Below are 20901 nucleotides of genomic sequence, written 5' to 3'. Positions count from 1 at the left end.
CGCTCCGGGGAGCGATGAGGAATGTTCGAACGGTTCACCGACCGCGCACGGCGCGTCGTCGTCCTGGCCCAAGAAGAGGCCAGGATGCTCAACCACAACTACATCGGGACCGAGCACATCCTCCTCGGCCTCATCCACGAGGGTGAGGGTGTGGCGGCCAAGGCTCTGGAGAGCCTCGGCATCTCGCTGGAAGCGGTCCGCCAGCAGGTGGAGGAGATCATCGGCCAGGGCCAGCAGGCTCCGTCCGGGCACATCCCCTTCACCCCGCGGGCCAAGAAGGTCCTGGAGCTCTCGCTGCGCGAGGCGCTGCAGCTGGGCCACAACTACATCGGTACCGAGCACATCCTGCTCGGCCTGATCCGCGAGGGCGAGGGTGTCGCCGCGCAGGTCCTGGTCAAGCTGGGCGCGGACCTGAACCGGGTGCGCCAGCAGGTCATCCAGCTGCTGTCGGGCTACTCCGGCGGCGGCAAGGAGGCCGCGGCGGCCGGCGGTCCGGCCGAGGGCACGCCGTCCACCTCGCTGGTCCTGGACCAGTTCGGCCGGAACCTGACCCAGGCCGCCCGGGAGGGCAAGCTCGACCCGGTCATCGGCCGGGAGAAGGAGATCGAGCGGGTCATGCAGGTGCTGTCCCGCCGCACCAAGAACAACCCGGTGCTGATCGGCGAGCCCGGCGTCGGCAAGACCGCCGTCGTGGAGGGCCTGGCCCAGGCGATCGTCAAGGGCGAGGTGCCCGAGACGCTCAAGGACAAGCACCTGTACACCCTGGACCTCGGCGCCCTGGTGGCCGGCTCGCGCTACCGCGGCGACTTCGAGGAGCGCCTGAAGAAGGTGCTCAAGGAGATCCGCACCCGCGGCGACATCGTCCTGTTCATCGACGAGCTGCACACCCTGGTCGGCGCGGGCGCGGCGGAGGGTGCCATCGACGCGGCCTCGATCCTGAAGCCCATGCTGGCCCGCGGCGAGCTGCAGACCATCGGCGCCACCACGCTCGACGAGTACCGCAAGTACGTCGAGAAGGACGCCGCCCTGGAGCGCCGCTTCCAGCCGATCCAGGTGGCCGAGCCCTCGGTGGCGCACACCATCGAGATCCTCAAGGGCCTGCGGGACCGCTACGAGGCGCACCACCGGGTGTCCATCACCGACAGCGCGCTGGTGGCCGCCGCCACGCTGGCCGAGCGCTACATCTCCGACCGCTTCCTGCCGGACAAGGCGATCGACCTGATCGACGAGGCGGGCTCCCGGATGCGCATCCGCCGGATGACCGCGCCGCCGGACCTGCGCGAGTTCGACGACAAGATCGCGAACGTCCGCAAGGAGAAGGAGTCCGCGATCGACGCGCAGGACTTCGAGAAGGCCGCGGCGCTGCGCGACCAGGAGAAGCAGCTCCAGGGCGCCAAGGCGCGCCGGGAGAAGGAGTGGAAGCAGGGCGACCTGGACGTCGTGGCCGAGGTCGACGAGGAGCTGATCGCCGAGGTCCTGGCCACCGCCACGGGCATCCCGGTCTTCAAGCTCACCGAGGAGGAGACCTCCCGCCTGCTGCGCATGGAGGACGAGCTGCACAAGCGCGTCATCGGCCAGAACCAGGCGATCAAGGGCCTGTCCCAGGCGATCCGGCGCACCCGCGCCGGGCTGAAGGACCCCAAGCGCCCCGGCGGCTCGTTCATCTTCGCCGGCCCGTCCGGCGTCGGTAAGACCGAGCTGGCCAAGGCCCTGGCGGAGTTCCTGTTCGGCGACGAGGACGCGCTGATCCAGCTGGACATGTCCGAGTTCTCCGAGAAGCACACCGTCTCGCGGCTGTTCGGCTCCCCGCCCGGATACGTCGGCTACGAGGAGGGCGGCCAGCTCACCGAGAAGGTGCGCCGCAAGCCGTTCTCGGTGGTCCTGTTCGACGAGGTCGAGAAGGCGCACCCGGACATCTTCAACTCCCTGCTGCAGATCCTGGAGGACGGCCGCCTGACCGACTCCCAGGGCCGGGTGGTGGACTTCAAGAACACGGTGATCATCATGACCACCAACCTCGGCACCCGGGACATCTCCAAGGGCTTCGGCCTGGGCTTCGCGGCCTCCGGGGACACCAAGGCGCCGTACGAGCGGATGAAGGCCAAGGTCAACGACGAGCTGAAGCAGCACTTCCGCCCGGAGTTCCTGAACCGCGTCGACGACACGGTGGTCTTCCCGCAGCTGAGCCAGGACGACATCGTGGCCATCGTGGACCTGATGATGAGCAAGGTCGACGGCCGCCTGAAGGACAAGGACATGGGCATCGTCCTGACCCGCAAGGCCAAGGAGCTCATTGCTTCTCTGGGCTACGACCCGGTCCTGGGCGCCCGGCCGCTGCGCCGCGCGATCCAGCGCCACATCGAGGACCCGCTGTCGGAGAAGATCCTGTTCGGCGAGATCCGCTCGGGCCAGCTGATCACGGTGGACGAGAACACCGAGACCGGCGCGGTCGAGTCCGACCAGCGCTTCACCTTCAAGGCCGGCCCGAAGGAGGACGTCCCGGAGGACGCCTCGGTGCTGGAGTCCGGCACGCTGCCGCCCGCCCCGGAGGCCACGCCGCCGGTCAGCGCGTGACGCGGTAGGTAGACGGCAGGACAGCAAGACAGCACGACGGCAAGACAGCAAGACAGCACGGCACGCGGCCGCTCATCCCGGGAACGGGGTGGGCGGCCGTTCGTGTGGGGTATCGCGGATATCGCAGTGACTCGGACCGGCGAGCGGTCGTGAACATCCACCACCGCCGGGCCCCCACCCACCAACCGCGGGCAAAAAAACCAACGGCCGCCCACCCCGTACGCGGGTGAACGGCCGTCGTCGTGTCCAGTGTCCTGACCGCGGGCCCGTTCCGGAGTGACGTCGGCTCCGGCTGGGGGCGTCCCCGTGGTTGCGCTGCTGGACCTGTCGGGAGAACCGGGCGGCCTACGCTCGCGGCCGCCGTGCGCCGGGGCTGGTCAGTCGACGGGCGGAGCCGGCATCAGCAGCGCCGGGATCTCCGAGGCGAGGGGGGTGGCGGTGGCGGCGTCCTCGTGGGAGGGGGTCCAGCCCTCGGCGCCGGGCGGGGGGCACTGTCCCGGGGGCGGCGGGGGGCAGGGGTTGGTCACCGGGGGCGGGCACGGGACCGGGGGCGGGGGCATGACCGGCGGGGGCGCCATCGTCGGCGCGCCGTTCACGCAGTGGTTGTCCTTGGCACCGACGCCGAAGGCCAGCACGCCCACCGAGTCGCCGCAGGCCTGGACCGGCGCGTCGGCGGCCAGCTGCAGGACGTTGCCGGAGACCAGGCCGGGGGAGTCGGCCGCCGCGCCCTTGGCCAGGGCGTGGGTGCCCTGGTCCACACAGTCGTTGTCGTGGGCCGTGACGTCCGCGGCCAGCGCGCCGGCGGCCAGGCCGCAGGCCTGGACCGGGACGTTCGCCGCGATCGAGCCGACGTTGCCGGAGATCGCGCCGGGGCTGTCGGCGGCCACGCCGTCGGCCTCCGCGGTGGCGTTGTCGGTCCAACAATCGTTGTCGCGGGCGCCGACCAGACCGGCGCCCGCCGCGCCGGCGTCGCCGCAGACCTGGATCGGGACGTCGGCGGGCAGCTGCGCCACGTTCCCGGAGACCGCGCCGGGGCTGTCGGCGGCCGCGCCGTGCGTGGTCGCCGAGTCCTGCGCGGCCGCGCTGCCGGCGTAGCCCATGACCAGCGTGCCGGTCGCGGCCGACAGCAACAGGCCCTTCCTTACAAAGGCGTGCATGGATGTACCTCAGATGTCGTCGAATTCGAAGGAGCCGAAGGGTCGGCTCACGGGCCCCAACGACACTTTCCGAACTCCGGTAACGGACATCCAGCCGATAGACGGCTGAATGTCCACCATCCGGCAGATACCGAGGTTTTTTGTTACAGGGTCAGCGGATCACTGCTGGGCGTTGACCGTCATCTGCGCGACCCCGATGATGTGCTGCCCCAGCACATATCCGGAATAGGCGGTGCTGGTCCCCTCGCTCGGCAGCCCGATGCTCGCGGTGTCCAGCGCCAGCACCCTGATCTCGTAGTGGTGCACGACGTCGCCGGCCGGCGGGCACGGCGCGTCGAAGAACGCGTCGCCGAAGTCGTTCTGCCCGACCACGGTCCCGGCCGGCGGCGTGGCCTGCCCGCCGAAGGTGCGCGCGCTCGCCGGGATGTCCCAGGCGCGCCAGTGCGAGAACCCGCTGCCGGTCGGCGCCTGCGGGTCGAACATCTCCACGGCGAAGCTCTTCGTCCCGGCCGGCGCCCCGGCCCAGTTCAGCCGCGGCGCGGTCGCGGTGTCGGCGCAGACCTCGGAGGCCGGGAACACCCCGCCGTTGGTCAGGTCAGGGGAGCTGACGCGGAAGTGCGCGGCGTCGCGCGGGATGCCGCTGCGCACCGGGCTGTAGCCGAAACGGTCGTGGACGGCGGCGTACGCGGTGGCCGCCCCGGCGGCGAACATCGCGGCGGACGCAACCCCGGCGATGGCGATCTTCGTCTTCTTCTGCATGGGTCAACAGTTTCGAGTCCACGGGGAATCACTGGGAGAGTCTTCGAAACCTGGTATTCCGCGTACCACCCGGCAAAGCACGCTCGGGGAGTTCCTCACCGCCATGCGCGGCCGTCTCGCGCCCGAAGACGTCGGGCTGCGCAGCGTCGGCCGCCGGCGCACACCAGGCTTGCGGCGCCAGGAGGTCGCCGAACTCGCCGCGGTCAGCATCGACTGGTACATCCGGCTGGAGCAGGGACGCGCCGGCGCACCCGGCTCGGCGGTGCTCGACGCCCTCGCCGAGGCGCTGCGCCTATCGCCGGTCGAGCGCGAGTACCTGCACCTGACGGCGCGCGGCGAGGCGCCGCCGCGTCCGCTGCTCGACCAGCGCGGCGGCGTGACCACCTCGCTGCGCGCGATCCTGGACGGCATGCCGATGCTGCCGGCGTACGTCGTGGACCACAGCTTCGACATCCTGGCGCACAACGCGGCGGCGACCGCCATGTTCGGCGACGGATTCGGCCACGGCACCGCCTCCAACGTGGCGCTGCTGTTGTTCCTGGACCCGGACGCGCGCCGCGGCCAGCTGAACTGGGAGCAGATCGCCCGCGAGACGGTCGGCGCCCTGCGGGCCAACGCGGCGAAGTACCCCGACGACCCCCGCATGCAGGCGGTGATCGCCCGCCTGCGCGCCGGCCACCGCGACTTCGCCGCCTGGTGGGGCGACCACACCGTCGGCGAGCGCTGCAGCGGCGTGAAGCGCGTGGCGCACCCGGCGGCCGGCGTGCTGACCGTGTCCTACGACATGTTCTCGGCGCCGGAGGCCTCCGAGCAGCGGCTGATGGTGCTGACACCGGTCGACGCGGAGTCGGAGGTACGGCTGCGCGGGTTGGTGACGGCGCACTCGCGGCGGGTCGCGCGCGAGGCGGGGGACGAGAGCGGGGTGGGGGAGGCGGAGAAAGTGGAGAAGGCTGCGGTGTTGGCGGGGTGAGGTGGGGGCGGGGCAGCGGGCGGTGAGTCGGCGGGTGAATCGGTGGTCGAGTAACCCGCCGACCCTGGGCAGAGGCTGGCCGACCGGTGGACCGACCAGCTGTCTGACCAGCTGCCTGGCCGACCAGCTGACCGATTGCCAAACCGGCTGCCTGGCCGACGGGCTGACCGGTGGCTGACCGGTGGCTGACCGGCTGCCTGGCCGACGGGCTGGCAGACGGCTGACCAGCTGCCTGACCAGCTGCCTAATCGGTTGCCCGACCGCCCGACTGGATCCGCTCGGCAGCCTTGGCCGCCTGCTCGATCCGCTCCCACCGGGCGGCCTGGGCCGCGGCGTCGCTCGTCTCCTCGTGTTCGGCGGCCACGCCGGTGCGGCCGTCGATCTGCTCGCGCAGGATGTCGGCGTGGCCGGCGTGCCGGGTGAGGTCGTCGAGGAGGTGGACCACGATGGTGAACAGGTCGATGTCGGGGCGCGGCCACCAGGGGACGTGGCCCGGGGCGTCGGGCGGCAGCTCGCTGATCGTGGCGTCCGCGTGCGCTGCGACGCGCTGGTAGAACCCGATGATCTGCGCGCGGGTCTCGTCCTCGGTGACCCACAGGTCGCTGCCGTCAGAGTCCTGCCAGCGGGGCAGCGGCTCCGGGAAGGGCCGCCCGAAGACCTGGCCGAAGTAGCGGGCCTCCCATGTCGCCGCGTGCTTGACCAGGCCGAGGAGGTTGGTCCCGGTCGCGGTCATCGGGCGGCGCGCGTCGTACTCGGACAGGCCGTCGAGCTTCCAGATCAGGACCTCGCGGATCTTCTTCAAGCGCTGATGCAGGAACAGTTTCGCGGCGTCGTCAGTCACGCGTTCGAGCGTGGCACAGACCTAGTGCGCGAGCGCGAACATCTCACCGTCGACCTCCGTCACCAATCCGTCAGTTACCAAGCTCGCCAGTGCCCGCTCCCGCTGCGTGACGTCGCGTGTCCACGCCGCCTCCAGCTCTTCGCGGGGCACCGGGCCGTGGGTGTCGCGCAGTACGGCGAGGAGCCGGCCGCGTGCCTGGCGGTCGGTGCCCTCGTAGGTCTGGCCTCGGCGCGGCGGGCCGTCGTACGCGGGCTTGCCGTCCGCGACCCAGCGGCAGAGCTTTGCGACCGGGCACGCGTCGCAGCGGGGCGCGCGGGCCGTGCACACCACCGCGCCGAGCTCCATGCTCGCGGCGGCCCATTCGGCGGCGTCGGGGGCGTTCTGCGGGAGCAGGGCGGTGGCGATGCGGCGGTCGGCCGGGGTGGTCGCGGCGGCGGGGAACTCCGTGCCGGTGACGACGCGGGCCAGGACGCGGCGGACGTTCGTGTCGAGCACGATGTGCCGCTTCTTGTACGCGAACGAGGCGATCGCCCCGGCCGTGTACTCGCCGACGCCCGGCAGCGCGCATAGGTCGTCGTAGGCGTCCGGGACCGTGCCGTCGAAGGCCTCTTCGACGGCCGTGGCGGCGGCGTGGAGCCGTTGCGCGCGGCGCGGGTAGCCCAGGCGCCCCCAAGCGCGCACGGCCTCGCCCACGGGCTCCGCGGCCAGCGCCGCCGGGGTCGGCCAGCGGGCGAGCCAGGCCTCGTAGACCGGCAGCACGCGCGCGACCGGGGTCTGCTGGAGCATGAACTCGCTGACCATCACCGCCCACGCCGAGGCGTCCGGGCGCCGCCAGGGAAGGTCGCGGGCTTCGGCCCGGAACCAGTCGACGACGCGTTCGACCAGTTCAGCACCATGTTCGAAGTCTGCGAGCTCGGTCGGGCCGGTGCCGCGCCCGGTCGTTCTTTCCGCCATCTGACGATCGTACGGCGAGGCGCGCCGCACACCGCGGCACGGGCCCCGTAGAGTGACCCCTCGTGGGTTCGCTTCGAAATCCCGTTGGATCTCTCGCGCCCGCCGTCTATTGGCGGCGGCGCGTTTTAGTTGCGCTGGCTGTCCTCGCCGTGCTGGCGCTGCTCCTCTACGCGTGCTCGGGTTCGGGCTCCGGGAAGAAGCAGCCCTCCGCCCACGGCTCGAGCAGCGGCCCGGTCGCGTCGCAGTCCTCGGTGCCGGGCACCGGCGGCAGTTCCACGCAGACGGCGGCGAACGGCGGCGCGTCCGGCGGAGCCTCGTCCTCCAGCGCGGGTGCGCCCTCCGGCAGCAATGGCGGCACGGCTTCCGCGACCGGCAGCAACGGCGGGACCGGAGGCACTGGCGGAACCGGCGGCACTGGTGGCACCGGAGGAACCGGCGGCGCGAACGGCACGACCGGCGGCACCGCCGGCACCGGCCCGGCCACCGGCGGCGCGAGCGGCGCCAGCGGCCCGAGCGGCACCAACGGCCCGGGCTGCCAGCTCAATCTCAGCCTGACCTCGCAGGCCGCGGCCTACGCCAACGGCGTCGACCCGCAGTTCACCGTCGCCGTGGTCAACAAGGGCACCGCCGACTGCGACGTCGACGTCAGCCCGAAGTCCCTGGTCCTGAACGTCTACTCCGGCCGGGACCACGTCTGGTCCTCGGCGGACTGCGCGACCGGCGGCCCGGACGTGCGCGGCATCGCCCCCGGCGCGGTCCAGACCGTCACCTACACCTGGGACCGTACCCGCTCCGCCGCGGGATGCACTCACCCCAACGGCTCGGCGGCGCTCGGCACGTACTACAGCGTGGTGAGCCTGGGCGCCGGCAGCGGTCCGAACGCTCCGGCCGCGCAGAGCCAGCCGAAGACCTTCGAGCTGAAGACCGGCAGCTGATCTCTCCACGGCTCGCCGAGAAAAAATCGGCGAGCCGTGTAGAGAATGCGGAGTCCGCTCCGACTACCTGGTGAAAGCAACCCAGAGCCCACACCCAGGAGATTCCCATGACCAGCTCCGCACCCGCACCCACCCCGGCGTCCGCACCCGCCCCGATCGTCCGCTGTGACATGGCGATCTCGGTCGACGGCTTCACCACCGGCCTCGAAGCGCAGAAGCCGCCGTTCCGCGACGACCGCTTCCACCGGATCACCAGCTGGGTCTTCGACGGCGAGGACGCGACCAAGCTCATGCACGCTGAGCGCGTCGACAACACCGGCGCCTACGTCATGGGCCGCCGGATGTACGACTCGGCCGGCGACTACTGGAGCGTCGAGTCGCCCTACCGGACGCACGTCTTCATCGTCACCCACCGCCCGCAGGAAAACATCGAGCTCAAGGACGGCACGGTCTTCCACTTCGTCACCGAGGGCGGCGTCCCGGCCGCGATCGCCGCCGCCAAGGCGGTCTGCCCGCCCGGCAAGCGCGTGCACCTCTCCGGCGGCGCCGCGGTCGTCCAGCAGGCGCTCGCCGCCGACCTGGTCGACGAACTCCACCTGCACATCACGCCGGTCCTGGTCGGCCAGGGCAACCGGCTGTTCGACGGCCTGCCCGACCGGATGACCGAGCTCGAAGCGACCCGCGTCATCGAGGCGGAGTCCGGCGTCATGCACCTCAGCTACCGCATCCCGCGCTCCCAGGAAGGCTGACCGGCATGACCGACCACATCACCTCCCAGGACGGCTCCACCATCGCGGTCGACTCCGCCGGCTCCGGACCGGTCGTGGTCCTCGTCGGCGGCGCCTTCAACGACCGCGGCACGGTCGCCGGGCTGGCCGGGGAACTGGCGCCGCGCTTCACCGTCGTCACCTACGACCGCCGCGGCCGGGGCGAGAGCACGGACGCGGTGCGCGAAGCCGGCGGCGGCTTCGACGTCCGCACCGAGATCGACGACCTCGCCGCCGTCATCGACCACGTCGGCGGCCGGGCGCACCTGTTCGGCCACTCCTCGGGCGCGATCCTGGTCCTGGAGGGCGCGATGCGCGGCCTGCCGGTGGACTCCGTCGCCGTCTACGAGTCGCCCTACCGCGCCGACCCGGACCTCCCGCACCCGCCGGCCGACATCCTCGACCGCCTCACGGACTACGCCGACAAGGGCGACCGCGACGCCGCGGCGAGCACCTTCCTGGGCGAGGCCATCGGCCTGCCGCCGGAGATCGTGTCGGGCATGAAGCACGGTCCGGCGTGGGCCTTCCTCCTCGACAAGGCCCTGACACTCCCGTACGACGTGGCGCTGTCGCGGCCGTGGGAGATGGTCGACCGCGACCGGCTGGCGGCGCTGCGGATGCCGACACTGGCCGTCTACGGCGACAAGACCTCGCCGAACCTGATGGCCGGTGCGAAGGTCGTGGCGGACTCGGTGCCCGGCGCCCGGCTGGTCGTGCTGCCCGGCGAGGACCACAGCGTGTTGCAGAAGCCCGAGGCGCTGGCGCCGACGCTGATCGAGTTCTTCGGTTCGCAGGGCTGAGAAGCGGTCTCCGCGGCCAACGTCGGGATCGCGGTCGGCCACGAGTTTCCTCAAGCCGCCGTCGGCTCAGACATAACGCTCGAGGATCGAGGACTCCGCCAGTCGCGACAGTCCCTCGCGCACGGAGCGGGCGCGCGTCTCGCCGACGCCCTCGACGCGCTGGAGGTCGTCGATGGAGGCTGCGAGGAGCTTCTGCAGGCCGCCGAAGTGCTCCACCAGCCGGTCGATGACCGCGCCGGGGAGCCGGGGGACCTTGGCCAGCAGGCGGTAGCCGCGCGGGGAGACCGCTGATTCCAGTACTTCCACGCCGCCGCCGAAGCCCATCGCCCTGGCCACCTGGAGCAGGTCCAGCAGCTGGGTGCGGTCCAGGCTGCCGAGGTCGTCGGAGACGTCGGCGACGGTGCGGGCCTTCTTGCCGGTGCGCTCGGGCAGGTAGTCGCGGGCGATCAGGTCGCGGTCCGGGTCCACGCCGGCCATCAGCTCGTCGAGCTGGAGGGAGAGGAGCCGGCCGTCGACGCCGAGCTGGACCACGTAGCCGGCCACCTCGTCGGCGATGCGGGTCACCATCTCCAGGCGCTGCGCCACGGCTGCCACGTCGCGGACCGTCACCAGGTCCTCGATCTCCAGCGCCGACAGGGTTCCGGTGACCTCGTCCAGGCGCAGCTTGTAGCGCTCCAGGGTGGCCAGCGCCTGGTTCGCCTTGGACAGGATCGCGCCGGAGTCTTCCAGGACGACGCGCTGGCCGCGCAGATACAGCGCGATGATGCGCATCGACTGGGACACCGAGAGCACTGGGAAGCCGGTCTGCTTGGCGACGCGGTCGGCGGTGCGGTGCCGGGTGCCGGTCTCCTCGGTGGGGATCGCCGCGTCCGGGACCAGCTGCACGCCGGCGCGCACGATGCGGGAGCCGTCGCTGGAGACGACGACGGCGCCGTCCATCTTGCACAGCTCGCGCAGCCGCTGGGGGGAGAACTCGACGTCGAGCACGAAGCCGCCGGTGGACATCTCGTCGACGAGCTTGTCGAAGCCGAAGACCACGAGTCCGCCGGTGTTGCCGCGCAGGATGCGCTCGAGGCCGTCGCGCAGGACCGTGCCCGGCGCGACGGTGGACAGGATCGCCGACAGGGCGGCGCGTTCGGAGGCCTCACCTGTCACTGTGCGATTCCCATCCTGCTCTCGTGTTCTGCACCGGCGGTCGGCGGACCCGGCGCGCGCCGCGGGTTCCCGATCTCCGCGGGCGGGCGGAACCAAACGGCCTGTAGTGGCTCAACCTTACCGGCGCGCGCCGGTCGCCACGGCGTGAAGCGCTGCCCGGACGTCGCCCACTTCGACGATCGACAGCCCCGCAAGGTTCCCGCCGTAGTCCTTGCCGTCCGGATCGGGCGGGACCAGCGCGGTCTTGAAGCCCAGCCGCGCGGCCTCGGTGAGCCGCCGCCGCACCCCGGTCACCGGCCGCACCTCGCCGGCCAGGCCGACCTCGCCGATGGCCACCACGCCCTCGCCGACCGGCTCGTTCACCGTGGCCGAGGCCAGCGCCAGCATCAGCGCCAGATCCGCGGCGGGCTCGGTGAGCCGTACCCCGCCGACGGTCGCGCTGTAGATCTCGGAGGTCGCCAGCCCGCCGATGCCGCCGCGCTGCTGGAGCACCGCCAGGATCATCGCCACCCGGTTGGTGTCCAGACCGGAGGAGGCCCGGCGCGGTGTCGGGGCGCTGGACTTGGTGACCAGCGCCTGCACCTCGGCGACCAGCGGACGCCGGCCTTCCAACGTGACGGTGACGCAGGTCCCCGGGACCGGCACCGGACGGCGGGACAGGAACAGCCCCGAGGGGTCGGACAGGCCGCGGATGCCGGTGTCGTGCATCTCGAAGCAGCCGATCTCGTCGCTGGCGCCATACCGGTTCTTCACAGCGCGGATCAGGCGGAGCGAGGAGGCGCGGTCGCCCTCGAACTGCAGGACCACGTCGACCAGGTGCTCCAGGATGCGCGGGCCGGCGATGCTGCCGTCCTTGGTGACGTGCCCGACCAGCACGCACGCCATGTTGCGCTCCTTGGCGTCCCGGATCAGCGACGCCGCGACCTCGCGGACCTGGGTCACGCCGCCGGGCGTGCCGTCCACCGCCGCCGAGGCGATGGTCTGCACCGAGTCCACGATCACCAGGCGCGGCCGCACCGCCTCGATCTGCCCGAGCACCGAACCCAGGTCGGTCTCGGCGGCCAGGAGCAGGTTCGGGTGCACCGCGTTGATGCGGTCGGCGCGCAGCCGGACCTGGGCTGCCGACTCCTCGCCGGTGATCACCAGGGTGGTCGCGCCGGAGGCGGCGTAGGAAGCCGCGGCCTCGAGCAGCAGGGTGGACTTGCCGATGCCGGGCTCGCCGGCCAGCAGCACCACCGCGCCGGGCACGATCCCGCCGCCGAGCACCCGGTCCAGCTCGCCGACGCCGGTCGGGACCGCGGCGGCGTCGTCGACCGCCACCTCGCCGATCGGGCGGGCCTTCTGGGTGGGCATGGTGGCCACGGTCTTCGGCGCCGACTTGGCCGCGCCGCGTTCCTCGACGCTGCCCCAGGTCTGGCACTCCCCGCAGCGGCCGACCCATTTCGCGTACTGTGTGCCGCACTCGGTGCACTGGTACGAGGCCGCGGAATCGGGCTTCCGGGCGCGGGAGTTGGCGGTGGGCATGAGGCCACGGTAGCGGTCCGCTCCGACACGGACCGGGCCGCCGCGAGGGCGCCTCAAGCAGGCGCGGGGAACTTTTGGGCTGCGCTTATCGGTATAAACAGGATGATTCCGGCGGCAACCTCTGGTCGAATGGCCTGATCCACTGGCTAGTTGTCGCTCGGATGGCTTAACGTCTGGGGCCGTGACAGACCGGGAAATGGTGACGGCGCTGCGCGCGGGGGATCAGCTCGCCATCGGGCAGATCTACGACACATACGGCGCGCGCTTGTATGCATATTGTTACGACCTGCTCGCCGATCATGAGCTGGCCGCCGACGCGCTGCGTGATGCGTTCATCGTCGCCAACAACCGGATCCGCGAGCTGGCCAACCCCGACGAGCTCGGCGCCTGGCTCTACGCGCTGAGCCGCAACGAGGCGCTGCGCCTGGGCGTCTCCGACGACATCCCCGCCGACGCCGCGCAGGGCACCCGCAACGACCGGTTCGCCCGGGCCGCGCTGGACGTCTACGCGATGCTGCCGCCGGAGACCCGCGAGATCCTCGACCTGGCCTTCCGGCACCGGATGGTCGACGGGGACCTGGCGCTGGTCATGGACATGTCCGAGGAGCAGATCGGGCAGGTCGTCCAGGACGCCCAGGAGGACCTGGAGAACGGTCTGACCGCGGTGCTGGCCAACCGGGTCGGCGACCCGCGCTGCGCGGAGATCGCCGAGCTGGGCAAGCGCTTCGACCGGCTGGACGGCAAGGCCGTCGAGCCCTGGCTGGATTCGGTCTCCCGGCACGTGAAGGCCGACCAGGCGTGCGCGGACCACATAGAGAACCGGCGTCCGCTGCGGCTGTTCGAGGAGCTGCCGACCGCCTTCGTCCCGCCGGGCGTGCGCGCCCGGGTGCTGGACACCCTGCGCGACCCGGCCGGCGAGGCCTTCTGCCAGCGCATCGCGACCCGGGCCGGCGCCTTCGACGAGTCCGGATTCCCCCACGCCGGCGGCAAGTCCGGTGTCGGCGGCGCGCGCAAGCTGCTGCCGATAGCCGGCATCGTGCTGGGCGTGCTGGCGGTCGGCGGCGTCGCGGTGGCGATGGTCGGCGGCGGGGGCAGCAAGCCCAGCGGACCGGCCGGGACCGGCGCCACGACGTCGACGTCGAGCTCGGCGTCCGGCGCGGACAGCAGCACCGCCACGGACGGTGCGCCCTCGACGCCGACGCAGCAGGCCACGGACTCCGCGACCGGTACCCCGACGGACACCGCCGGCGCGACGACCGGCGGGCAGGACACCGGAGGGGCGACGCACCACACCACGGCGACCACCCGGCGGACCACCTCGGCCTCGCACACCACGTCCACGCCGAGCAGGAAGCCGACCACGTCGGCGACCACGCCGAGCAGCGTCCCGCCCCCGCCGTCGACGACGCCGTCGCTGCCCACGGGCCCGGGACTGCCGAGCAACACCACCTCGTCGGTGACTCCGCCGACGACCACCACCAGCACCGGCACCGGCTGATCACCTGCTCGCCCGGTCGCGGCGTCGGCCCGAGCCCCGCGCGTCGCTCGGCCGGGTGACCCCGGCGTTTGGTTACGGCCCAGGTCGCAGAACCCCTCGAAGGGGGCAACCTGGGCCCGTTCCACTCATCGGCTCACCGACAGGTGTCTAACGTCGGCTGGTGTGAAAGACCACGACTCGAACGCCACGGATCCCCGCGATCCCGCGGACCCGGTGAACCGGGACAGCGTCTCCGACAGTTGGGGGCGCGCGGCGGCCTATGACGCCTACGCGGACGGTCTGCACACCTACGCCCTCGGCGGCCTGCGCCACCACGAAGCCGCCGCCTCGGCGGTCTACTGTGCCTTCGTCGCCGCCGACCATCATGTGGCGCACCTCGGCGACGCCGAGATGCTGCGGCCGTGGCTGTACGCGATCACGCGGCACTACTGCCGGGCCGGGAAGCTGCCGCGGCTGCGCCTGACCGCCTCCTCGGCTCCGGTCCCGGCGCCTAAGGACGCGGCGATGGCCGGGCTGGAGCGCACCCTGCTCTCGGCGGAGCTGGCCTCCCTGGACTGGCCGGACACCGACGGGCTGAGCGCGGCGCACCGCGAGGTGCTGGAGCTCTCGGTCCGCCACGGGATGGAGAGCCGCGCGGTCGGGATGATGCTCGGCAAGCCGGCGGCGGAGTCGTTCGAGGTCCTGTCGCAGGCCTGGCACGAGCTGGAGCGCTCGCTGGCGGCGCTGGCGCTGCTGCGCACCTCCCGCGCGCACTGCTCGGACCTGGCCGCGCTGGCCGAGGGCTGGTCCGGGCGGCTCACCGCACAGCGCCGCGAACCGCTGGTCACACACGTCGACGCCTGCTCGCGCTGCCAGTACTACCTGCACAAGGTGCTCGGGGCGCCGCAGGCTCCGTCGATCCTGCCGCACGTCCCGGCGCCGAAGGAGCTGCGCGAGCGGGTCCTGGGCGACCTGCTGGACAGCACCCCGGAGAAGGCGGCGGAGAAGGACGCGATCGCCACCCGGCTGACGCGCTTCGACCCCTTCGGGTTCCCGGCGATAGCGACGACGCGGCCGCCGTCGGCGCGGCCGCAGCACCCGCACCGCGCCGCCGCGCCGATGCCGGTGGAGCGCCGTCCGAGGCGGCTGAGCGCCCTGCTGGCCGGCCGGGTCTCCTCGGCCGCCGCCGAAGCGGTCGCCGGCGAGGTGGCCACGGTTCCGGAACGATTACGCACCCCGGCTGCCGCGTCTCCGGACGCGAAGCAGCCGGCGAACACGATGCCCGAGAGAAGTGCTTTCGATGCTGCTGTTGTGACCGCCGGGAACGACCGGCGCCGGTGGCTGCGCCGCGGTTCGGCGGAGCTGGACGAGGGCCCGATCGCCGCGCGCCGGGGGCTTGCGGGCGATTCCGGGACGCCGCAGCGGGGTGGTGCGGCGACCGGGGACACGCGGGATTTGAGGAATGCGGAATCCGGTGTCGAACGGAGCCCGAGGACGGCGGAGTTCGGTGCCGAGCGCGGCGGACTGGCCGAGGACCTGCTCGGCGGCCCGGCTGCGGAGCCGCGCCGCGAAGGGCTCGAACGCGGGAATCGGGCGGCGGGATCGCTCGCCGCGGATGTGCTCGCGGAACTGGGCGCCGAGCGTGGTCGTGAGGGCGAGCGGAAAGACCTCTCGACGAGCGCGCCCCACGGCGGCGCCGACACCACTGGCGACGAACCGACCGAAATCATCGGCGCTCTCCGCCCCGAAGACCTCATCGCCTCCTTCGGTCCGGCGCGGAACTCCTCCGTCGAGGACACGCTGATCACCGCCCGCACCGAGCGCCGGCCCGGCGTCTTCGACGACGTCCGGCCTGTCCGCCCGACTCCCACCCGCACCCGGAAACCGGTTCCCCGCAGCTCTGTCGCCGCCGCTGTCGAAGGCCGGCGGCGCGGCGTCGAGGACGCGCAGCGCGGTGTCGCGCCGGTCGGCGACGCGTATGAGGCTGCTGCGACCGTCGCGGCGTCGGTGGCGGCCGGGGATGCCGGCGCGCAGGTGCCGCCGATCGCGCCGGCGGGGGTCATGCCGACCGCCGTCATGCCGCTCGGGATGATGCCCGGCGGCCGGGCGCCGCGCGACAACGCGCGGGTGTTCCAGCGGCCCGTCGGCGGTGCGCAGGACGCGCGGAGGCGGAAGTCGGGTGTGAAGTCCGCGCTCGCCAGTTCCGCCGTGCTCAGCGGGGTCGGCGCGGCCGGGGTGACGGCGTTCGTGCTCTTCGTGCCGTCCTCGCCCGGCAGCAACAAGACGCTGTTCTCGCCGCCGGATCCCGGTGCCAACTCCGCGCAGACGCCGGACTACCCGCGTCCCAGTTCCAGCGCGGACGCCGGACCGGCACTGCCGGTCGCCGGCGGCGCGCGCGCGAGCGGGATGCCGGGCGAGGACACCGTGACCGCGCAGGTGGTCGCGGCGGAACTGCCGACGGCGCCGACGACGCCGACGTCGGCCGCGGCGCCCGTCGCGACGGACACGCTGCCGTTCAACGGCCCGATCGACCCGCCGCCCTCGCAGACCGACCCCTCGCAGGCTCCGAGCGACGGCGGGCAGCTGCACATCAGCGTCTCGCAGCGCTCGAACAACCCGCACGACGTGGTCGTCACGCTCTGGAACTCCGGCACCTCGCCGGTCAGCTGGACCGCGACCCCCGACGCCGCCTGGCTCACCCCGAGCGCCACCTCCGGCATGCTGGCCGGCGGCGCCCAGACCTCGCTGCACGTCCTGGTGGACGCCGCGGGCGAGCCGAAGGGCCCGTGGACCGCGCACGTGCGCTTCGACCCCAGCGGACAGATGGTCTCCATCAACGGTGTCGGCGGCGGTTCCGGCGGCGGCAGCCCGAGCGGTCCGAGCAAGCCGAGCAGTCCGGGCGGCCCGACCAGCAGCTCCCCGTCCGGCGGCGGCTCCAGCACGCCGTCCTCGCCGCCGAGCAGCAGCACGCCGTCCGGGACGCCGACCAGTCCGGTCAGCAGCCCGAGCGCGCCGCACAGCTCGGCCAGCTCGATGCCCTCGGGCCAGAGCGGGAGCGGGCCCACGCGCAGTCCGGTTTCGCCGAGCGGTCCTGGCTCCTCGGGCTCTTCCAGCTCTTCGAAATCCCCGAATCCGCCGAGGCATTCCAAGGGCCCGGATCCCTCACCGCGACCCTCAGGGTCCACCAAGCCGCATCACTGAAAGCGGCCCACGAACGCTCCGGTACCCGCCGTGCCGGAGCTCCGGAAGGCGCTCGACGGTCCCAGCCCGTCGGGCGCCTTCCCTTTGCCGCTATGGAAATCTCGGGGAATTCAGAATCCTGATTTCCGCATGGCAATACTCTGATTTAGCGCCGATTCAGCGCTGTTTTAGCGCTGTTTCAGTGCTGAATCACCGTTGATTCAAGGCGTGTCACGCCGGATCGGCCGGGTGCGGCGCGACCAGCACCCGCGAGGCGTCCCGCGCCTCGCACAACCCGACCAGCACCTCGTAGGCCTTCTCGCCCATCATCTCGGTCAGCTCCGGACCGTAGGACACGTACACCGGCTCGCGCCCGACGTGCGCCTCGGTGGCGCCGGTGCACCACCAGTTCAGGTCGTGTCCGCCGCCGCCCCAGCCGCGCCGGTCGTACTCGCCGATCGAGACCACCAGGACCTCGGTCCCGTCGGGCCGCTCGACGCGGTCGTAGGAGCGGCGCACCGGCAGCTGCCAGCAGACGTCCGGCTTGGTGGTCAACGGATGCACGTCCTCGCGCAGCGCCAGCGCGTGCAGCGAACAGCCCTCGCCGCCGGCGAACCCCGGCCGGTTCAGGAAGATGCAGGCGCCTTCGACGACCCGCGTCTGCTTGTCGCCGTCCTCATCCTTCTGAGTGATTCCGAGCTCCAGGCCGACCGAGCGGAACTGCCAGGTCTCGTCCGTGAGCCGCTCGGAGGCCTTCTCGACCCGCTTGCGGTCGGCTTTGTCCGAGTAGTGCGCACCCAGGGTGCAGCAGCCGTCGGAGGCCCGGCCGGGGCGGATCCCGCCGCAGCCCGCGCCCCAGATACAGGTCCAGCGCGAGCACAGCCAGGTCAGATCGGCCCGGTAGAGCTGGGCGGCGTTGTCGGGGTCGTTGAACTCCACCCATTCGCGGGGGAAGTCGAGCGGTACTTCAGGCACCGGGCAAGCCTATGCGGTCGGCGCGCTCGGCCGTGGGAGGTGCGGGTAACGTATCGCGATATGCGCCTCGGAGTGTTGGACGTCGGATCGAACACGGTCCACTTGTTGTTGCTGGACGCACACGCCGGCGCCCACCCCATTCCGGCCTTCTCGCACAAGGTCGAACTGCACCTGTCCCAGCTCACCGACGAGCAGGGCGCGATCGTCCCCAGCGGCATCGAGCGCCTGTGCTACGTGGTCGCGCACGCCCTGCGGGTCGCCGAGGACAAGGGCGCCGAGGAGATGCTCGCCTTCGCGACCTCCGCGGTCCGCGAGGCCGCCAACGGCGACGAGGTCCTGGCCAAGGTCCGCGAGGAGACCGGGGTCGAGCTGGAGGTGCTGCCGGGCCCGGACGAGGCGAAGCTCACATTCCTGGCCGTGCGCCGCTGGTTCGGCTGGTCCGCCGGCCGGCTGCTGGTACTGGACATCGGCGGCGGTTCGCTGGAGATCGCGGTGGGCCTGGACGAGCTGCCCGACGTGATGGAGTCGCTGCCGCTGGGCGCCTCGCGCCTGACCCACGACCGCCTCAAGGGCGACCCGCCCGGACCGGAGGAACTCCGGGAGCTGCGCCGGTACGTGCGGCACGAGATCGCCAAGGGCGTCTCCCGCGTGGCGCGCGTCGGCCGTCCGGACCGCGTGGTGATCACCTCCAAGACCTTCCGGCAGCTCGCGCGCATCGCCGGCGCGGCGCCCTCGGCGCAGGGCCTGTACGCGCCGCGCTCGCTGCGCGCCCGGGACCTGACCGAGTGGGTACCGCGGCTGGCGCAGATGTCGACGGCCCAACGCGCCGGGCTCCCCGGGGTCTCCGAGGGCCGGGCCGCGCAGCTGCTCGCCGGCGCGGTCGTCGCCGACGCGGCGTTCGACCTGTTCAACGTCGAGGTCGCCGACCTGTGCCCGTGGGCGCTGCGCGAAGGCGTCATCCTCCGGCGGCTGGACACCCTTGTAAGCTGAGCGGCGTGACCTTCAGGACCGACAGCACCGGGACGACGGAGCAGGTCACCACGCCGAAAGTGGGCCTGTCGACGTCGTCGGTCTACCCCGAGCCCACCCGCTACGCCTTCGACCTGGCCAACCGGCTGGGGTACGACGGCGTGGAGGTGATGGTCTCGGTCGACCCGGCGAGCCAGTACCCGGACAAGATCCTGGAGTACGTCGAGGAGTACCAGGTCCCCGTGCTGTCGATCCACGCCCCGACGCTGTTCTGGCTGAACCTCAAGCGGGTCTGGGGTTCGGATCCGTGGGAGAAACTGAAGAAGTCCCGCGAGGCCGCCGAGCGGGTCGGCGCCAAGGTCGTCGTGGTGCACCCGCCGTTCCGTTGGCAGCAGCCCTACGCCGAGGAGTTCGCCGAGGGCATCAGACGCCTGAATCAGGAGTCGGAAGTCCGGTTCGCGGTCGAGAACATGTACCCGTGGCGGGCCTCCACCCCCGACATCTTCGGGCGCATCCCGCGGATCAAGGTGCCGCGCATGGAGCGCGAGGGCGAGGCCTACTTCCCGGGCTGGGACCCCACGGAGAAGGGGTACGAGCACTACGTCCTGGACCTGTCGCACACCGCCACCGCGCGCAACGACGCGCTGGCGATGTACGACCGCATGGGCGACAAGCTCGTCCACCTGCACCTGGCCGACGGCAGCGGGCAGAACAAGGACGAGCACCTGGTCCCCGGCCGCGGCTCGCAGCCGTGCCAGGAGGTCCTGGAACGGATCGCGCGCCGCGGGCTCGCCGGCGCCGTCGTGCTGGAGGTGAGTACCCGGCGCGCGGAGACCGATCTGCAGCGCGAGGAAGACCTCCGCGAATCCCTGGTCTTCGCCCGGCGCGCGCTGGCCCGCGTGCACGACGAAGCCGAGCAGCGCGCTTTGCCGGTCTCGGAGTAGTCGGAGTAGCCGGAGTAGTCGGAGTGGGACGAGCGGCCGTGAGCCCGAGCACGCACGCGAGGGCACGCGGTATGAGCACAAGCACACAGGGGAGCAGCGTTGGCCGAGTCATCGAAGTTCGACACGCTGGCGTCCGCGTACGCCAAGTCCCGCCCTACCTATCCGGCCGAGATCTTCGACGCGATGCAGGAGCTGTCGGGGCGCGCGCTGTCCGGCGCCCGGATCGCCGACGTCGGCGCCGGGACCGGCATCTCCTCCCGGCAGCTGCGCGAGCGCGGCGCGCAGGTGACCGCGGTCGACCTGTCCGAACCGATGCTGCGCCAGCTGCTCGCGGGCTCGCCGGGGGTCGGCGCGGTGCTGGGCAGTGCCAACGCGCTGCCGCTGCGGGACGCCTCGGTGGACTTCGTGACTTTCGCGCAGTCTTGGCACTGGGTGAACCCGGACCTGGCGGTCCCGGAGGTCCTGCGGGTGCTCAAGCCCGGCGGGGCGCTGGCCTGCTTCTGGAACATGCCGACCGTCGACGCGCCATGGAGGCTGGGATACAACGACCGCATCAGGGAACTGATCGGCGGCGATCCCGACTACGGCAACGACAGCACGGCGTTGGACCAGGAGACGCGCCTGGAACTCGGCATGCGGCGGTCGCACCTGCCGGTGCGGGTCTTCGAGACGTCCTGGTCCCGGCGCGTCACGCTGGAGCAGCGGATCACCAACGTCATGTCGCGGTCGTACATCAGCGACGTCGCGCCGCAGCGGCTGGAAACCTTCCTGGACAACGAGCGCGCGTTCCTGCTCAAGCACTTCCCGGACGGGATGGTGCTCGAGGAGTACACGACCTGGCTCGGAGTGGTCAGCCGGCCCTAGCGGCGGACCCGATACCGCGGCGGGCCCGTTCGCTCCCCGGGCGCACGCCGTCGCCC

17 protein-coding genes are annotated in these 20901 nt (G+C 72.1%); 10 read left to right on the top strand and 7 right to left on the bottom strand.

All coding sequences use genetic code 11. The annotated features are described in order from the left end of the window. Positions 1-21: 21 nt before the first annotated feature. Positions 22-2574 carry an ATP-dependent Clp protease ATP-binding subunit gene (locus CACI_RS41365; RefSeq protein ID WP_015796919.1) on the top strand — a complete coding sequence of 851 codons (2553 nt, stop codon included), beginning with the start codon at positions 22-24 and terminating at the stop codon, positions 2572-2574. A 377-nt stretch (positions 2575-2951) separates the two neighbouring features. Here CACI_RS41365 and CACI_RS46840 read toward each other — a convergent pair whose 3' ends face one another. Beyond that, a complete protein-coding gene (locus tag CACI_RS46840; protein ID WP_015796918.1) occupies positions 2952-3731 on the bottom strand; it encodes a chaplin in 780 nt (259 codons plus the stop codon). A gap of 159 nt (positions 3732-3890) precedes the next feature. Further along, complete coding sequence (locus CACI_RS41355; protein WP_015796917.1) at positions 3891-4490, bottom strand: YbhB/YbcL family Raf kinase inhibitor-like protein; 600 nt, start codon at positions 4488-4490, stop codon at positions 3891-3893. On the opposite strand from CACI_RS41355, the gene CACI_RS41350 reads away from it, so the two are divergent. Next, positions 4489-5460 carry a helix-turn-helix transcriptional regulator gene (locus CACI_RS41350; protein WP_083795988.1) on the top strand — a complete coding sequence of 324 codons (972 nt, stop codon included), beginning with the start codon at positions 4489-4491 and terminating at the stop codon, positions 5458-5460. The genes CACI_RS41355 and CACI_RS41350 overlap by 2 nt on opposite strands. 244 nt (positions 5461-5704) lie before the next feature. Here CACI_RS41350 and CACI_RS41345 read toward each other — a convergent pair whose 3' ends face one another. Together CACI_RS41345 and CACI_RS41340 are read right to left on the bottom strand one after the other, a co-directional pair. After that, entirely contained in the window at positions 5705-6301 is a 597-nt protein-coding gene (locus tag CACI_RS41345; RefSeq protein WP_015796915.1) for a DinB family protein, read from the bottom strand. A gap of 21 nt (positions 6302-6322) precedes the next feature. Continuing rightward, positions 6323-7255, bottom strand: coding sequence for an HhH-GPD family protein (locus tag CACI_RS41340; protein ID WP_015796914.1), 933 nt, complete (start codon positions 7253-7255; stop codon positions 6323-6325). Positions 7256-7404: 149 nt separating this feature from the next. On the opposite strand from CACI_RS41340, the gene CACI_RS51815 reads away from it, so the two are divergent. From CACI_RS51815 to CACI_RS41325, 3 genes are all read left to right on the top strand, one after another. Next, positions 7405-8190, top strand: a complete 786-nt coding sequence (locus tag CACI_RS51815) for a hypothetical protein (protein WP_015796913.1) — start codon at positions 7405-7407, stop codon at positions 8188-8190. A 107-nt stretch (positions 8191-8297) separates the two neighbouring features. Beyond that, positions 8298-8939, top strand: a complete 642-nt coding sequence (locus CACI_RS41330) for a dihydrofolate reductase family protein (RefSeq protein ID WP_015796912.1) — start codon at positions 8298-8300, stop codon at positions 8937-8939. 5 nt (positions 8940-8944) lie between these two features. After that, positions 8945-9757 carry an alpha/beta fold hydrolase gene (locus tag CACI_RS41325; RefSeq protein WP_015796911.1) on the top strand — a complete coding sequence of 271 codons (813 nt, stop codon included), beginning with the start codon at positions 8945-8947 and terminating at the stop codon, positions 9755-9757. Positions 9758-9823: 66 nt separating this feature from the next. Here the strand turns inward: CACI_RS41325 and disA are convergent, their stop codons facing one another. Both disA and radA read right to left on the bottom strand, forming a co-directional pair. Beyond that, complete coding sequence (gene disA, locus CACI_RS41320; RefSeq protein ID WP_041543811.1) at positions 9824-10882, bottom strand: DNA integrity scanning diadenylate cyclase DisA; 1059 nt, start codon at positions 10880-10882, stop codon at positions 9824-9826. Positions 10883-11029: 147 nt separating this feature from the next. Further along, positions 11030-12436 (bottom strand): DNA repair protein RadA, encoded by a 1407-nt coding sequence (gene radA / locus CACI_RS41315; protein ID WP_015796909.1) that lies wholly within the window; start codon positions 12434-12436, stop codon positions 11030-11032. 181 nt (positions 12437-12617) lie between these two features. Between radA and CACI_RS41310 the strand changes: the two genes are divergently transcribed. Together CACI_RS41310 and CACI_RS41305 are read left to right on the top strand one after the other, a co-directional pair. Continuing rightward, positions 12618-13934 (top strand): RNA polymerase sigma factor, encoded by a 1317-nt coding sequence (locus CACI_RS41310; protein ID WP_143765607.1) that lies wholly within the window; start codon positions 12618-12620, stop codon positions 13932-13934. A gap of 162 nt (positions 13935-14096) precedes the next feature. After that, positions 14097-17114 carry a BACON domain-containing protein gene (locus CACI_RS41305; RefSeq protein WP_015796907.1) on the top strand — a complete coding sequence of 1006 codons (3018 nt, stop codon included), beginning with the start codon at positions 14097-14099 and terminating at the stop codon, positions 17112-17114. Between the two features lie 210 nt (positions 17115-17324). On the opposite strand, the gene CACI_RS41300 is transcribed toward CACI_RS41305, so the two are convergent. Next, complete coding sequence (locus CACI_RS41300) at positions 17325-18068, bottom strand: hypothetical protein (RefSeq protein ID WP_015796906.1); 744 nt, start codon at positions 18066-18068, stop codon at positions 17325-17327. A 60-nt stretch (positions 18069-18128) separates the two neighbouring features. Here CACI_RS41300 and CACI_RS41295 point away from each other — a divergent pair, with 60 nt between their 5' ends. The 3 genes from CACI_RS41295 to CACI_RS41285 all read left to right on the top strand — a co-directional run bounded on the left by CACI_RS41295 (position 18129) and on the right by CACI_RS41285 (position 20845). Beyond that, positions 18129-19058 (top strand): Ppx/GppA phosphatase family protein, encoded by a 930-nt coding sequence (locus CACI_RS41295; protein WP_015796905.1) that lies wholly within the window; start codon positions 18129-18131, stop codon positions 19056-19058. A 5-nt stretch (positions 19059-19063) separates the two neighbouring features. Further along, positions 19064-19981 carry a sugar phosphate isomerase/epimerase family protein gene (locus tag CACI_RS41290; RefSeq protein ID WP_015796904.1) on the top strand — a complete coding sequence of 306 codons (918 nt, stop codon included), beginning with the start codon at positions 19064-19066 and terminating at the stop codon, positions 19979-19981. Between the two features lie 99 nt (positions 19982-20080). Further along, positions 20081-20845, top strand: a complete 765-nt coding sequence (locus CACI_RS41285; RefSeq protein ID WP_015796903.1) for a class I SAM-dependent methyltransferase — start codon at positions 20081-20083, stop codon at positions 20843-20845. Positions 20846-20901 lie beyond the last annotated feature (56 nt).

It is taken from the genome of Catenulispora acidiphila DSM 44928 (genome assembly GCF_000024025.1).
Classification (GTDB): Bacteria; Actinomycetota; Actinomycetes; order Streptomycetales; family Catenulisporaceae; genus Catenulispora; species Catenulispora acidiphila.
This window is presented reverse-complemented; position numbering and strand designations above follow the sequence as displayed.

Excerpts from the sequence above, each read along its gene's own strand:
- CACI_RS41365 (WP_015796919.1), top strand. The coding sequence starts at position 22 with ATGTTCGAACGGTTCACCGACCGCGCACGGCGCGTCGTCGTCCTGGCC.
- CACI_RS46840 (WP_015796918.1), bottom strand. The coding sequence starts at position 3,731 with ATGCACGCCTTTGTAAGGAAGGGCCTGTTGCTGTCGGCCGCGACCGGC.
- CACI_RS41350 (WP_083795988.1), top strand. The coding sequence starts at position 4,489 with ATGGGTCAACAGTTTCGAGTCCACGGGGAATCACTGGGAGAGTCTTCG.
- CACI_RS41355 (WP_015796917.1), bottom strand. The coding sequence starts at position 4,490 with ATGCAGAAGAAGACGAAGATCGCCATCGCCGGGGTTGCGTCCGCCGCG.
- CACI_RS41340 (WP_015796914.1), bottom strand. The coding sequence starts at position 7,255 with ATGGCGGAAAGAACGACCGGGCGCGGCACCGGCCCGACCGAGCTCGCA.
- CACI_RS41330 (WP_015796912.1), top strand. The coding sequence starts at position 8,298 with ATGACCAGCTCCGCACCCGCACCCACCCCGGCGTCCGCACCCGCCCCG.
- CACI_RS41325 (WP_015796911.1), top strand. The coding sequence starts at position 8,945 with ATGACCGACCACATCACCTCCCAGGACGGCTCCACCATCGCGGTCGAC.
- radA (WP_015796909.1), bottom strand. The coding sequence starts at position 12,436 with ATGCCCACCGCCAACTCCCGCGCCCGGAAGCCCGATTCCGCGGCCTCG.
- CACI_RS41295 (WP_015796905.1), top strand. The coding sequence starts at position 18,129 with ATGCGCCTCGGAGTGTTGGACGTCGGATCGAACACGGTCCACTTGTTG.